Source organism: Streptomyces sp. NPDC016562 (assembly GCF_043076955.1).
Taxonomy (GTDB): Bacteria; Actinomycetota; Actinomycetes; order Streptomycetales; family Streptomycetaceae; genus Streptomyces.
The window spans coordinates 371385-384177 of the sequence record NZ_JBIBRZ010000006.1 but is presented as its reverse complement, the minus strand read 5'-3'; the positions used below and the strand labels follow the sequence as shown (position 1 = coordinate 384177).

15 protein-coding genes are annotated in these 12793 nt (G+C 72.6%); 7 read left to right on the top strand and 8 right to left on the bottom strand.

What is annotated here, in order from left to right; all coding sequences use genetic code 11:
- Positions 1–13: 13 nt before the first annotated feature.
- Complete coding sequence (locus tag ACF059_RS25340) at positions 14–445, bottom strand: DUF2000 family protein (protein WP_392061114.1); 432 nt, start codon at positions 443–445, stop codon at positions 14–16.
- Positions 446–494: 49 nt separating this feature from the next.
- On the opposite strand from ACF059_RS25340, the gene ACF059_RS25335 reads away from it, so the two are divergent.
- Together ACF059_RS25335 and ACF059_RS25330 are read left to right on the top strand one after the other, a co-directional pair.
- Positions 495–1319, top strand: coding sequence for an AraC family transcriptional regulator (locus ACF059_RS25335; RefSeq protein ID WP_392061112.1), 825 nt, complete (start codon positions 495–497; stop codon positions 1317–1319).
- A 164-nt stretch (positions 1320–1483) separates the two neighbouring features.
- Entirely contained in the window at positions 1484–2143 is a 660-nt protein-coding gene (locus ACF059_RS25330) for an HAD family hydrolase (protein ID WP_392061110.1), read from the top strand.
- A gap of 2 nt (positions 2144–2145) precedes the next feature.
- Here the strand turns inward: ACF059_RS25330 and ACF059_RS25325 are convergent, their stop codons facing one another.
- Positions 2146–2397 (bottom strand): hypothetical protein, encoded by a 252-nt coding sequence (locus ACF059_RS25325; protein WP_392061107.1) that lies wholly within the window; start codon positions 2395–2397, stop codon positions 2146–2148.
- 179 nt (positions 2398–2576) lie between these two features.
- On the opposite strand from ACF059_RS25325, the gene ACF059_RS25320 reads away from it, so the two are divergent.
- On the top strand, positions 2577–2960 hold the full coding sequence (locus tag ACF059_RS25320) for a cold-shock protein (protein WP_322975534.1): 384 nt from the start codon (positions 2577–2579) through the stop codon (positions 2958–2960).
- Between the two features lie 72 nt (positions 2961–3032).
- Here the strand turns inward: ACF059_RS25320 and ACF059_RS25315 are convergent, their stop codons facing one another.
- The 4 genes from ACF059_RS25315 to ACF059_RS25300 form a co-directional block, all read right to left on the bottom strand.
- Positions 3033–3908, bottom strand: a complete 876-nt coding sequence (locus tag ACF059_RS25315) for a 1,4-dihydroxy-6-naphthoate synthase (protein WP_392061104.1) — start codon at positions 3906–3908, stop codon at positions 3033–3035.
- Positions 3895–4620, bottom strand: coding sequence for a futalosine hydrolase (locus ACF059_RS25310; protein ID WP_392061102.1), 726 nt, complete (start codon positions 4618–4620; stop codon positions 3895–3897). Before ACF059_RS25310 ends, ACF059_RS25315 begins: the two co-directional genes overlap by 14 nt.
- Positions 4621–4632: 12 nt before the next feature.
- Positions 4633–5121: a DUF2771 domain-containing protein gene (locus tag ACF059_RS25305; RefSeq protein WP_360893951.1), complete on the bottom strand. Its 489-nt coding sequence runs from the start codon at positions 5119–5121 to the stop codon at positions 4633–4635.
- A 192-nt stretch (positions 5122–5313) separates the two neighbouring features.
- On the bottom strand, positions 5314–6684 hold the full coding sequence (locus ACF059_RS25300) for an MFS transporter (RefSeq protein ID WP_366865774.1): 1371 nt from the start codon (positions 6682–6684) through the stop codon (positions 5314–5316).
- Positions 6685–7011: 327 nt separating this feature from the next.
- On the opposite strand from ACF059_RS25300, the gene ACF059_RS25295 reads away from it, so the two are divergent.
- The 3 genes from ACF059_RS25295 (at position 7012) to ACF059_RS25285 (ending at position 9856) form a co-directional block, all read left to right on the top strand.
- Positions 7012–7938: a DUF3027 domain-containing protein gene (locus ACF059_RS25295; protein ID WP_361953453.1), complete on the top strand. Its 927-nt coding sequence runs from the start codon at positions 7012–7014 to the stop codon at positions 7936–7938.
- A 97-nt stretch (positions 7939–8035) separates the two neighbouring features.
- Positions 8036–8254 carry a hypothetical protein gene (locus tag ACF059_RS25290; RefSeq protein ID WP_392061098.1) on the top strand — a complete coding sequence of 73 codons (219 nt, stop codon included), beginning with the start codon at positions 8036–8038 and terminating at the stop codon, positions 8252–8254.
- 126 nt (positions 8255–8380) lie between these two features.
- A complete protein-coding gene (locus ACF059_RS25285) occupies positions 8381–9856 on the top strand; it encodes a flotillin family protein (RefSeq protein ID WP_392061095.1) in 1476 nt (491 codons plus the stop codon).
- A gap of 58 nt (positions 9857–9914) precedes the next feature.
- Here the strand turns inward: ACF059_RS25285 and ACF059_RS25280 are convergent, their stop codons facing one another.
- On the bottom strand, positions 9915–10937 hold the full coding sequence (locus tag ACF059_RS25280; RefSeq protein ID WP_392061092.1) for a WD40 repeat domain-containing protein: 1023 nt from the start codon (positions 10935–10937) through the stop codon (positions 9915–9917).
- A gap of 76 nt (positions 10938–11013) precedes the next feature.
- Here ACF059_RS25280 and ACF059_RS25275 point away from each other — a divergent pair, with 76 nt between their 5' ends.
- Positions 11014–11691, top strand: a complete 678-nt coding sequence (locus ACF059_RS25275) for a GDSL-type esterase/lipase family protein (protein ID WP_392061090.1) — start codon at positions 11014–11016, stop codon at positions 11689–11691.
- Positions 11692–11788: 97 nt separating this feature from the next.
- Here ACF059_RS25275 and ACF059_RS25270 read toward each other — a convergent pair whose 3' ends face one another.
- Entirely contained in the window at positions 11789–12778 is a 990-nt protein-coding gene (locus ACF059_RS25270; RefSeq protein WP_392061087.1) for an aldo/keto reductase, read from the bottom strand.
- Between the last annotated feature and the right edge of the window lie 15 nt (positions 12779–12793).

Genomic DNA, 12793 nt, shown 5'->3' with positions numbered 1-12793 from the left:
CCCTAAGGAGACGTCACGGGTGCATTCGAGCACCCTTGATGATCTTGTCCACCGCGTTGCGCGGCCCATACACGGCCATGCCGACAAGGTCCAGCTGGTCCCGGTGAACAGCAGCAACGGCGGCCCGGTTGTCCCGGTCGTTGTTGGTGGTGAAGAGGTCGGTGGTGAAGACCGACAGGGGCAGACCCCGGCCGACGGCACGCTGATGCGAGGTGACCAGGGCCTCCTTGCTCGCCTCGAAGACAAGAACCGGCTGGCGGAACATGGGCAGGTACTCGGTCTCGTCGGCATCCGAATAGGGTTCACCGATTACTTCCGGAACCTTGCGTCCGATTCCACTAACGAGGAAGGCGGTCATGTTGAGGCGCTGCCACACCTGAAGATCGTCACGCAAGACCACGGCGATCTTTGTCTCAAAACGCACGGGTTCGTTCACGTTGTCCATGCATGAATCAAACCCCGAACACCCGGGTCAAGTCTTGTACGATCTTTGCATGCTTGATCATCCGCAGGTCCGCGCATGGCGCCCCGCCCTGGCGGGAATCGAAGAGGTCTACCACGCCCGCATCACCGACCACGTCTATCCCATGCACACGCATGACTCCTGGACGCTGCTGATCGTCGATGACGGCATGGTCCGATACGACCTGGACCGGCACGAACACGGCGCCCTGGATCAAATGGTCACGCTGCTTCCCCCGCACGTCCCACATAATGGACGCTCGGTCACCCCGACCGGTTTTCAAAAGCGGGTTTTATATCTGGACTCCTCGCAGTTGGGCGACAGCCTCATCGGCCTGGCGGTGGACAGCCCCGTCATGGAGGACCTCCTGCTGCGCCGACGTATCCATCAGCTGCACCAGGTGCTGGAGCACACCGGCGACGAACTCGAGGCGGAGAGCAGGTTGGCGCTGGTGTCCGAGCGCCTGCGCGACCACCTGGAACGGCACTTCGAGGACCGCGCCCCGACACGCGACGCCGGCATCGCACACCGGCTGCGCGACCTTCTCGACGAGAAGTTCGTGGAGGGCGTCAGCCTCCAGGAGGCCTCGGCGGCGCTCCACGTCCACCCCGCCCACCTCGTCCGCGTGTTCAGCAAGGAGTTCGGCATGGGCCCGCACCAGTACCTGACTGGACGTCGCGTGGACCTCGCCCGCAAACTGCTGCTCGCAGGCATGCCTCCGCGCCTGGTGGCGGCCTCGGCTGGCTTCTACGACCAGTCCCATTTCAACCGGCACTTCAAGCGTGTGCTGGGCACCAGCCCAGGCCGCTACGCCCGCAGCGGCCCGGCCCGCTACCTGGCTGGTTCACCGGCCTGAAACGTCGCCTCGCTGGTGCGTCGGGAGCGGCTGGCCCGTCCACCCGCTCGCCCCGGGACGCAAAACGCCCGCTGCCAACTGCCAGAAGTACAACGTAACGGGGCACACCCACGCGGACTGGCCTGCCAAGCCGCAGGTCGCTGGGGATCGGCACAATGGGGGGTATGCAGCTCACCGTCGGTTTCGACCTCGATATGACCCTCATCGACTCGCGTCCGGGCATCAAGGCCGCCTTCCTCGCGCTGTCGGCGGAAACGGGGGCGTTCATCGACGCCGACGCGGCCGTCAGCCGGCTGGGGCCGCCGTTGGACCAGGAGCTCGCGCACTGGTTCCCGCAGGACCAGGTCCCGGCCGTGGCCGACCGGTACCGGGAGATCTACCCGACCCACGCCATCGCGCCGAGCCCGGCCATGCCGGGCGCCCGTGAGGCGATCCGGGCCGTTCAGGCGCTCGGTGGCCGCGCGATCGTCGTCACGGCCAAGCACGAGCCCAACGCCCGCCTGCACCTGGAGCACCTGGCCATCGAGGCGGACGCGGTCATCGGCTCCCTGTGGGCGGAGGCCAAGGCCGGTGCGCTGCGCGAGTACGGCGCGCAGGTCTACGTCGGCGACCACGTGGGCGACGTACGCGGCGCCCGTACGGCCGGGGCGCTGTCGGTGGTGGTGCCGACCGGGCCGTGCCCGGAGCCGGAGCTCAGCGCGGCGGGCGCGGACGTGGTCCTGCCGGACCTCACCGCGCTGCCGCAGTGGCTCGCGCGGTACGTCGCCGACCTGCCCGGGCCCCGTCGTCCGCAGGACGTCGACGAGAGCCGAGGCACCGCGTAGGGCTATCCCTGCGAGGCCCGGGCCGCCTTGCGCTGGGCCGCGGCCGAGCGCAGGACGCCCGCCGCGGAGATGGCGAAGCCGACGCCCATGAGCATGCACACGGCCCACGCGTACGACGGGAAGGGGTCGGTGTCGAGGAACAGCGGAGCCATCGTCGCCAGGGTGGCCACGGCCCCGGCGATGAACACGATGCCGCCGGCCTTGACCAGTCCGTCGCCGGGCCGCGCTTCGTCGCAATCAGGAGTAACAGTCACCCGACCAGGGTAGTTGCCTGGCCGAAGGCAGCCGACGGTGAAGGACCGGGGAACGTCTTGTCACCCGGCCCCTGACCATTAGCCTTGAGGTGGCGGGTCACACATGGCCCGCTGCGCTGTTGTCCGGAGCCGTTCCGCGGAACTCCGGCCCCCGACGAGCACAAGGACAGAGGACGGACGTGCCTACCGGCAAGGTCAAGTGGTTCAACAGTGAGAAGGGCTTCGGCTTTCTCTCCCGCGACGACGGCGGTGACGTCTTCGTCCACTCGTCGGTGCTCCCTGCCGGGGTCGACTCCCTCAAGCCCGGCCAGCGCGTCGAGTTCGGTGTCGTCGCCGGCCAGCGCGGTGACCAGGCACTTTCGGTGACGGTACTGGACCCGGCACCGTCCGTCGCGGCGGCCCAGCGGCGCAAGCCCGACGAGCTCGCCTCCATCGTGCAGGACCTGACGACCCTGCTGGAGAACATCACGCCGATGCTGGAGCGCGGTCGCTACCCCGACAAGGTGCACGGCACGAAGATCGCCGGTCTGCTGCGTGCGGTGGCCGACCAGCTCGACGTCTGACCGCCCGCGCACACCGGCGCCCCGCCACTCGAAAGAGCGGCGGGGCGCCGGTGTTCGCGCGTCCGCGGCGGCCTACGGGAAGCTGAGCGCGCCGGGCGCGATGGCCGGTACCAGACCCTCGGCCGCGGCCCGGGTCAGCAGCCCGCGCACCGCCGCGTAGCCGCTGTCGCCGAGGTCGGCGGTGAACTCGTTCACGTAGAGCCCGATGTGCTGGTCGGCGACGGCCGGGTCCAGCTCCTGCGCGTGGGCGCTGACGTACGGGCGCGAGGCCTGCGGGTCGTCCCAGGCCATCCGCACCGACGTACGGGCCGCCTCGGCCAGCCCCCGCAGCCGCTGCTCGCCCAGCGAACGCTTGGCGATGATCGCGCCGAGCGGGATCGGCAGGCCGGTCGTGGACTCCCAGTGCTCGCCCATGTCGGCCAGGCGGTGCAGCCCGTAGTCCTGATAGGTGAACCGGGCCTCGTGGATGACCAGTCCGGCGTCCACCCGGCCGTCCCGGACGGCCGGCATGATCTCGTGGAACGGCAGCACGACCACCGAGCCGACGCCCTCGGGCAGGACGTCCGCCGCCCACAGCCGGAACAGCAGGTAGGCGGTGGAGCGTTCGCTCGGCACGGCCACCGTCTTGCCGGCGAGGGACACGCCCGGCTCCCGGGTGAGCACCAGCGGACCGCAGCCGCGCCCCAGCGCCCCGCCGCAGGGCAACAGCGCGTACTCCTCCAGCACCCAGGGCAGCACGGCGTACGAGACCTTCAGCACGTCCAGTTCGCCGCGCTCGGCCATGCCGTTGGTGAGGTCGATGTCGGCGAAGGTGACGTCGAGCTCGGGCGCCCCCGGGACCCGGCCGTGCGCCCAGGCGTCGAAGACGAAGGTGTCGTTCGGGCAGGGGGAGTAGGCGATCCTCAGCGGTTCGGGCGAATCATGCTCTTCGTGGTCAGCGGTGCTCATGGCGTTCTCCCCAGTTCGCGAGTACGGGACCCAGCACGCGCAGGCCCTCGGTGAGCGCGGCGAGCGCGTCCCCGATCCGCCAGGCGGCGCGGTCGCGCGGCCCCACGGCGTTGGACACGGCGCGGATCTCCAGTACGGGCAGCCCGTGCGCGGCGGCCGCCTCCGCGACCCCGAATCCCTCCATGGCCTCGGCCCCGGCCAGCGGGTGGCGGGCGCTGAGCTCGGCGGCGCGGGCGGCGGTGCCGGTGACGGTGGAGACGGTCAGCACGGGCGCGAGCAGCGCCCCGGTCGCCTCGGCGGCGCGGGCGGCGAGTTCGGCGGGCGGCAGGTGCACGCTGCGGCCGAAGCCGAGTTCCTGCACGTCGATGAAGCCCTCGGGCGTGTCGGCGCCCAGGTCGGCGGCGACGATCGCGTCGGCGACCACGAGGGAACCGGGCGGGGCGGCGGGCGCGAACCCGCCGCCGATGCCGGCGGAGACGACGAGCGCGTAGTCGCCGAGGGCCAGGGCGGTGGCGGTGCCCGCGGCGGCGGCCGCCGGCCCGACGCCCCCGGCGAGCACGTCGAAGGCGATTCCCGGGAGGTCCCGGCGGTGGACGAGGTAGCCGCCGGGAAGCGTGCGCGGCTCAGGTCCGGGGGTGTCCGGGTGAGGTGTCAGACCCGCGGCGACGGAGTCCGCCTCCGCCGCCACCGCGGTCACGACGAGCGCGCGCACCGGGCTCGCCCGTTACTTGAGCTTGAGGTTGAAGGTCCAGACGGCGAGCGGCTTGCCGTCCTCGCCGGTCTGGAGGAACGCCAGCTTCTTCGAGGCGGGGGCCTCGCCCTGGCCGCCGGTCGCGAAGACGTCGGCGCCCGGGAAGCTGCGGTAGGTGTTCGCGGAGGGCTCGGTGATCGGCTGGCCGTCCAGGACCGCCGACCACCGCTTGCCGTCTTCGACGACCTCCGGGTCGACACCGAGACGCAGCGTGTCGCCGCGCGCGTAGTCGATGGTCTTGGCGTCCTTGAGGTTGGTGAGGCACTCCTGGACCTGGTCCATGGAGAGCGGTTCCTTGCCGTCGTGGCAGGACGCTTCGGCGGACACCGACGCGGTGCCGACCGTCACGGTCGCCAGCGGAGTCGGCTTGTCGCAGGCCGAAAGGAGGAGGAGGCCGGCGGACACGGCTCCGAGGGCCGCGACGCTGCGGCGGGCCCTACCCGAGAAAAGCGGTGCGGTCATGAGCCGAAGGCTATCGGGCCGGTGGGCCGCGTCGCCGCACGGGGTCCCGCCGTGTGGCGTCCGCCGGTGTGCGGTGTGGCATCGGCCGGGGTGGGGTGCCGGGTGCGGCGCCGTTGCCGGGGGCGCCGCCCCCGGGCCCCCGCGCCTCAAACGCCGGCGGGGCTGGAATTGTGCCCGGCGGTGTGGGCGTCGTTACGCCACGCGGGGGCGGGACGTGCCTGGTTGGTGGCGGGGGGCCGACAGGACGCCGCGTACGGCCATCGTCGTGCCCAGGGCGACCACGACCGCGGCCACCGACATGCCCAGGACGCCGTTCAGCGGCAGGGCGATGCCGATCGCGCCGCCCAGGACCCACGCCACCTGGAGCAGCGTCTCCGAACGGGCGAAGGCCGAGGTGCGCACCGCCTCCGGGACGTCCCGCTGGATCATCGCGTCCAACGAGAGCTTCGCCAGGGCCTGGCAGAAGCCCGCCGTGGCGCCGAGCACCGCCATGAACACCCCGCTGAAGAACACCGCCGCCAGCACCGCCACGCCCAGCGTCAGGCACAGCACCGACGCGATGATGGCCTCCGGCGCCCGGGCCCGCAGCCACGCGCCCACCGCCGTGCCGCAGGCGTTGCCCACGCCCGCCGACACGCCCACGACGCCCAGCGACACGGCCGCGCTCTGCCCGGCCAGGGGATGCTCGCGCAGCAGGAACGCCAGGAAGAAGATCAGGAACCCGGACAGCCCGCGCATCGCGGCGTTCGCCAGGAGCCCGCACAGCACGGACCGGCTGACCGTCCGCAGGCCCGGCCGCTTCGAGTGCGCCTCGTGCGTGGACAGCCGCGCGCGCCGCTCGCCCTTGGCCTCGTCCACCTTGTGGGGCAGCGTGAACGCCGCGAAGGCGCCGCACGCGAAGATCAGGCAGGCCCCGTACAGCGGCCACTGCGGCCCTATCGCGTTCAGCCCGGCGCCCAGCGGCGCGGCCAGGCCCGTGGCCAGCAGGCCGGCCAGTGTGACCCGCGAGTTCGCCTTGACGAGTGAGAACTTCGGCGGCAGCAGCCGGGGCACCACCGCGCTGCGCACCACCCCGTACGACTTGGACGCCACCAGCACGCCCAGCGCCGCCGGATACAGCTGGAGCCCGCCCGTGGCCACCGCGCCCGACATCATCAGCGCCAGCAGCGCCCGGGCCAGCATCGCGGCCGCCATCGAGGCCCGGCGGCCGTGCGGGAGCCGGTCCAGGAGCGGACCGATCACCGGGGCCAGCAGGGTGAAGGGGGCCATCGTGATCGCCAGGTACAGGGCCACCCGGCCGCGTGCCTCGTCCGTGGGGACGGAGAAGAACACCGTGGAGGCCAGCGCCACCGTGATCATCATGTCGCCGGCGCCGTTGATGGCGTGCAGCTCGATCAGCTTGCCGAGGCCCGACTCACCGGCTCCGTGCGCGTGCGTGGCCCGCCGGATGCCCCGGGCCGTACCGGTGAACGGCAGGTGCAGGGCACGCCCCAGAGCCCGGCCGGCCCGCCTGGCCGGTCCCGAGCCGTCGTCGGACGACCGAACGGGTGCCACACTCGACATAGTGCCCCACCCGGCCCTCTCCAGCGCCCCCCGGCGCGTCGCGAGGACGCGGGCTTGTCCGCGAATCGGACCTTGCATGTGTGCCCGAGGCTTAAGAGGAGGTAGCGTGCGTAGCGCGCCACCGGCGGTTGCTCCTGGCCGCGCGCCTCTTCGCGATCCCGCAGAATGGATTGCATAAAGGTGCGCCCGGAGTCCGATCGGGTGCGGACGTCGACGCGGCCCTCTGGTCCGCTCCGCCCGCGCCACGCACGGACAGCACCGACGGGTCGTTGTGGACGACAGTACGGACGGCGCACACGTGAGACGGCGTAGGAGAGAACGAGACCAGTGAGTGCTGCGACGACGCGAAGCCGTACCCCGCGTACCCCCGACCGCCTGTGCGTCGAGGCGGTAGAACTCGCCCGCGCGGCGGCCGAGGAGGCCGCCTTCCCCGGCGTGGTGGGGTCGCACGTCTCCGCCGTCGCGGAGGGCGACCGGGTCGTCACCCACTTCTTCGAGTGCAAGGAACCGGGCTACCGGGGCTGGCGCTGGGCCGTCACCGTGACCCGCGCCTCCCGCGCGAAGAACGTCACGCTCGACGAAACGGTGCTGCTCCCGGGCGACGACGCGCTGCTGGCCCCCGAGTGGGTGCCGTGGAGCGAGCGGCTGCGCCCCGGCGACATGGGCCCGGGCGACCTGCTGCCCACCGACGCCGAGGACCTGCGGCTGGAGCCGGGCTGGACGGGCGAGGACGCCCCGCCGCCGAACTCGGTGGTCTCCGCCGAGATGGCCGAACTGGTCGAGGCCGAGGACGCCGACGTCACCGACCGCACGGTGGTCCCGGTCCGCGGCTCCATCACGTCCGTCGCCGAGGAACTGGGCATGCGGCGCGCGCGGGTGCTGTCCCGGTACGGGCTGCACAGCGCGGCCGACCGCTGGGACGAGGCCTTCGGCGCGAAGACCCCGATGGCACAGGCCGCGCCCGCCTCGTGCGTGTCCTGCGGCTTCCTCGTCGCGATCGGCGGCTCGCTGGGGCAGGCCTTCGGGGTGTGCGCGAACGAGTTCAGCCCGGCCGACGGCCGCCTGGTGTCGCTGTCGTACGGCTGCGGCGGGCACTCGGAGGCCGCCGTCATGCCGGCGCCGCTGCGGCCGGCCCCGCCGGTGCTCGACTCGATGGCCTCGGACGAGTTCACCCTGCGGCCGGTCACGGCCGCCGCGGACACCGGTTCCGTGACGACCGCGGACCTCGAAGCACCGGACCTCGGGCACTCGTAGCCGCGGGCCGGGCCGCAGTCACCGGGCCGGGCCGTGGTCATGCCGTAGGCGCGTCGCGGGCGGTTCCGCGCGCGCCGTGGACCCGTACCCTCGGTCCATGGGGGACACGGACATGGTGGGAATGACCGGCCGGGTGACCGGGACGGTCGGGCCGGGCCTGGTCGGCGAGGTCATCGTGCGGATCCGGGGCGGGGCGGAGCACTTCCTCGCCCACCCGGTCGCGGGGACCGGCCGGCTGACCGTCGGGACGGTGGTGACGGTCGTCGAGTACCTGCCGCCGCGCACGGTGTACGTGATGGCCGCCTACGACAACTGACGCCGCGCGCGACCTGTGCGTATCAGGATCGCGACAGACCCGGCCCACGTCTTCACGCGGGGGCGCGGCGGGCGCAGACTCGCCCTCATCGGTGCCGAACGGCACTGACCTAAGGGGGCGTTGCCGATGACCATCGGCGTCGTGGCGGGAATCGTTCTCGCCGGAGTCATGGCCGTGATCGGCCTGTTCAAGCTCATGTGGCGGGTGGCCGAACCGAACGAGGCGCTCGTCATCTCCGGCTCCACGCACAAGACCGAGGGCCTCGGTCAGGGCATGGGGTTCAGGATCGTCACCGGGCGCGGAACGCTCGTACTGCCGGGGGTGCAGGCGGTACGCAAACTGTCCCTGGACCTCAACGAGACGCAGCTGTCGGTGGACTGCGTCACCCACCAGGGCATCCCGCTGCGCGTGAAGGGCGTGGTGATCTTCAAGGTCGGCGACGACCTGGTGTCGATCGCCAACGCGGCCCGCCGCTTCCTGGACCAGCAGAAGATGATGCCGGAGCGCGTGCACATCGTCTTCGCCGGTCATCTGCGGTCCATCGTGGGCGGGTTGACGGTCGAGGACATGATCCGCGACCGGGAGAAGCTGACGGGCCAGACCCGGATGGCCTGCGGCACCGAGATGGAGAAGCTGGGCCTGATCGTCGACTCGCTCCAGATCCACGAGATCGAGGACCCGACCGGCTACATCAAGAACCTGGCGATGCCGCACGCGGCCGCCGTGCAGCGGGACGCGCGCATCGCGCAGGCCGAGGCGAACCGGCTGGCCACGGAGGCCGAACAGGCCGCCTTCGCCCGCATGGCGGAGGCCACGCGGGACAGCGAGATCCTGCAGGCCGGCTACCAGGCCGAGCGGGACAAGGCGGCGGCGACCGCCCGCCAGGCCGGTCCGCTGTCGGAGGCGGCCGCCCGCCAGGAGGTCGTCGTCCAGGAGACCCGGGTCGCGGAGCTGGAGGCGCACCGGCGCGAGCAGCAGCTGCAGGCGGACGTGCGCAAGCCGGCGGACGCGGCGGCGTACGAGACGAGGACCCGGGCGGAGGCGGAACGCGACGCCCGGATCTCGGCGGCCCAGGCCAAGGCGAAGGAGACGGAGCTCGCGGCGGCGGCCGAGGCGACGCGGGTGACGACCGCGGCGACGGCCGACGCGGCGGCCACGGAGGCACGCGGCCTTGCCTCGGCGACGGCGACCCGGGCGACCGGTGAGGCGGAGGCGGCGGCGACGCAGGCGCGGGGCCTCGCGGAGGCGGAGTCGGCGAAGGCCCGCGGGCTGGCCGAGGCCGAGGCGATCAAGGCGCGGGCCGCGGCGCTGGCGGAGAACCAGGAGGCGGTGGTCGCGCAGCAGCTGGCCGAGAACTGGCCGGCGATCGTGGAGGCCGGCGCGGCCGCCTTCGGGAACGTGGAGCACATGGTCCTGCTGAACGGGGCGGAGGGCATGTCGGAGATGTTCGCGAAGGCCCTGACGATGGGCGGCACGGGCCTGGGCGTGGCCCGCCAGCTCCTGGCCTCGATGTCCCACGAGGCCCCCGCCGCGTCGGGCGCCCCCGCGCGCGGCTCCGCCGGCCCGACCGTCAACGGGCGCATCCCGGTCCACGAGGAGTAACCCCCTGCCGAGGCGCCGCTTCGGGACCCCGGGCCTCCGGGGCCCCGCCGCGGTTGTCTCAGTCGCGCGGCCGTCGGCGTAGCAGGCGCTTGGCGGCGAAGACCAGGACCAGGCCGCCCGCGAGGACGAGGGCGCCCTTGCCGAAGCTGCCGGTGGGCTCCGGGGAGGGGGCCGGATCCGCGGGGGAGCCCGGCTTGGGGGCGGCCGCGGAGGGCGGGGGAGTCGTCACCGGGACCGCGATGACCCGGCTGCCCTCGCCCTCCGCGCCGAACATCAGGGCGGCCCCGTCCGGGGTGTACGTCACCGACTCCGCCTGGCCCTGCCACGGCGCGTCCACCCGCTCGCCGCCGCCCTGCGGCCGGCCGTCCTTCCACGGGTAGGTGCGGGCCGTGAAGTAGCCGCGCAGGGTCAGCCGGCCGCCGTCGGGCGAGAACGCCCCGTCCGTCACCCACGGCACGTCCGCCACCCGGCGGAACACGTTCGACGCGCCGTCGCCCGCCACCAGCTCGGCGGGGCCCTCGTACAGCCCGCCCTTGTTCTCGTCCTTGCTCGCGATGTACACCCGCCCCGTCACCGGATGCACCATCAGCGCCTCGGCGTTGCGCGGCCCGTCCGCGTACCGCACCGTGAACTGCGTGGCCTTGACCGTGACGTCGCCCAGGGTCTTCGGCTCCGGGAAGCGGTAGATCCACACGTGGTCCCAGGTGCCGTTCCGGTTGTCGCCGATGTCCCCGACGTAGAGCTGCCCGTCCGGCCCCAGCGAGATCGCCTCGACGTCACGCGGCTTGCCGATCCCGGTCAGCGTCACCCGGGCCACCGTCTTGCCGGTCGCGGAGTCCACCGCGTAGACGTACGGGCCGTCGTCGCTGTCGTTGTGCGTCCAGTACACGCCCGGATGGATCCGGCTGGCCGCGAGCCCGCTCGACTCCTTGATCCGCGGGTCGGAGATGGTGAACGAGGAGGCGCCGGCGCCCTCCGCCGCGAAGGCGGCGGCGCCCGGCGGCAGGGCGAGGGCGGCAGCGGCGACGGCAGTGACGGCGGCAACGGCGGCGACGGCGGCGGACGGCAGGGGCAGGCGCATTCCCCCAGCCTGCCAGCACCTGCCGCGTGTCCGGCGTCACAGACGCTTCCGCCGCGCGATCCGCGATGATGACCGGATGCGTTTCATGTTCGTCGGCGACTCCATGACCATCGGACGCGCCGGCGACTACACCTGGCGCTACCGGATGTGGCAGCACCTCAGCTCGACCCTCGCAGGCCCCCACCGGATCGTCGGCCCGCGCAGCGAGCTGTACGAGGGCTCCGACGCGTACGCCGACCCGGGCTTCCCCGAGCACGCCCGCCGCCACCTCGCCGGCTGGGGCGAGGGCTGGCAGCACATGGCCCCCCTCATCGGGCCCGCCGCCCGCGAGGGCCGCGCCGACGTCCTGCTCGTCTCCCTCGGCCTGATCGACCTCGGCTTCTACACCGACGCCGACCAGACCGCCGTCAACGTCCGCCGCTTCGTGGCGGCCGCTCGGGAGGCCCGCCCCGGCATCCGGATGGTCCTGCTCCCCGTCATACCGAACGTCCGGGCCGAGAAGGACGCGCCGTTCGCCGCCGAGGTCGCCCGCTTCAACGAGCTCCTCGCGAAGGCGGTCGCCGACCTGACGACGGCGGCCTCGCCGATCCTGCTGGCCGCGCGGCCGTCCGGGTACGACATCCACCAGGACACCTATGACGGCACCCATCCCAACGCCTCCGGCGAGCACCGCCTGGCGGGGGAGTTCGCGGCCGTCCTGCACCAGGCGTGGGGCATCGGCGGCCCCTACCGGCCGGCGCCGCAGCCCCGGTAACGCACCCTCAGGTCCCCTCAGGATCCGTGCGCGACGAAGGCCGCCGCCCCTGCGCAAGGGGCGACGGCCGACGACCGAATGCAGATGTACTACCGGATCACCAGGCGAAGGCCTCCGGGGAGGGCCCCGGCCCGGGGAAGATCTCGTCCAGCCCGGTCAGTACCTCTTCGCTCAGCTCCAGCTCCAGCGCCCGCAGCGCACTCTCCAGCTGCTCGGCGGTGCGCGGGCCGACGATGGGGCCCGTCACGCCCGGACGGGTCAGCAGCCAGGCCAGGGCGGCCTCGCCGGGCTCCAGGCCGTGCTTGTCGAGCAGGTCCTCGTACGCCTGCACCTGCGCCCGTACCGTGCTGTCGGCCAGCGCGTCCGCGGAGCGGCCGGAGGCGCGGCGGCCGCCCTCGACCTCCTTCTTGATGACCCCGCCGAGCAGGCCGCCGTGGAGCGGGGACCAGGGGATGACCCCGAGGCCGTACTCCTGGGCCGCCGGGATGACCTCCATCTCGGCGCGCCGCTCGGCGAGGTTGTAGAGGCACTGCTCGCTGACCAGGCCGACCATCCCGCGGCGGGCCGCGGTCTCGTTGGCCTGGGCGATCTTGTAGCCGGGGAAGTTGGAGGAGCCCGCGTAAAGGATCTTGCCCTGCTGGATCAGTACGTCGACGGCCTGCCAGATCTCCTCGAAGGGGGTCCGGCGGTCGACGTGGTGGAACTGGTAGACGTCGATGTGGTCGGTGTGGAGCCGCTTGAGGCTGGCCTCGACGGCGCGGCGGATGTTGAGCGCCGACAGCCGGTCCTCGTTCGGCCAGGGCTCGCCCTCGGGGGACATGGAGCCGTAGACCTTGGTGGCCAGGACCGTCTTCTCCCGCCGGCCGCCGCCCCGGGCGAACCAGGTGCCGATGATCTCCTCGGTGCGGCCCTTGTTCTCACCCCATCCGTACACATTGGCGGTGTCTACGAAGTTCAGACCCGCGTCGAGGGCGGCGTCCAGGATGGCGTGGCTGGTCGGTTCGTCTGTCTGCGGACCGAAGTTCATCGTGCCGAGTACAAGTCGGCTGACCTTGAGTCCGGTGCGTCCGAGCTGCGTGTACTTCATGGGGCACAAGCCAAC

What these genes read in the sequence shown, in the direction of transcription:
- ACF059_RS25285 (WP_392061095.1), top strand. Translation starts at nt 8,381, where the DNA reads ATGACCATCGGCGTCGTGGCGGGAATCGTTCTCGCCGGAGTCATGGCC.
- ACF059_RS25315 (WP_392061104.1), bottom strand. Translation starts at nt 3,908, where the DNA reads ATGAGCACCGCTGACCACGAAGAGCATGATTCGCCCGAACCGCTGAGG.
- ACF059_RS25335 (WP_392061112.1), top strand. Translation starts at nt 495, where the DNA reads ATGCTTGATCATCCGCAGGTCCGCGCATGGCGCCCCGCCCTGGCGGGA.
- ACF059_RS25275 (WP_392061090.1), top strand. Translation starts at nt 11,014, where the DNA reads ATGCGTTTCATGTTCGTCGGCGACTCCATGACCATCGGACGCGCCGGC.
- ACF059_RS25305 (WP_360893951.1), bottom strand. Translation starts at nt 5,121, where the DNA reads ATGACCGCACCGCTTTTCTCGGGTAGGGCCCGCCGCAGCGTCGCGGCC.
- ACF059_RS25340 (WP_392061114.1), bottom strand. Translation starts at nt 445, where the DNA reads ATGGACAACGTGAACGAACCCGTGCGTTTTGAGACAAAGATCGCCGTG.
- ACF059_RS25290 (WP_392061098.1), top strand. Translation starts at nt 8,036, where the DNA reads ATGGGGGACACGGACATGGTGGGAATGACCGGCCGGGTGACCGGGACG.
- ACF059_RS25270 (WP_392061087.1), bottom strand. Translation starts at nt 12,778, where the DNA reads ATGAAGTACACGCAGCTCGGACGCACCGGACTCAAGGTCAGCCGACTT.
- ACF059_RS25330 (WP_392061110.1), top strand. Translation starts at nt 1,484, where the DNA reads ATGCAGCTCACCGTCGGTTTCGACCTCGATATGACCCTCATCGACTCG.
- ACF059_RS25300 (WP_366865774.1), bottom strand. Translation starts at nt 6,684, where the DNA reads ATGTCGAGTGTGGCACCCGTTCGGTCGTCCGACGACGGCTCGGGACCG.
- ACF059_RS25280 (WP_392061092.1), bottom strand. Translation starts at nt 10,937, where the DNA reads ATGCGCCTGCCCCTGCCGTCCGCCGCCGTCGCCGCCGTTGCCGCCGTC.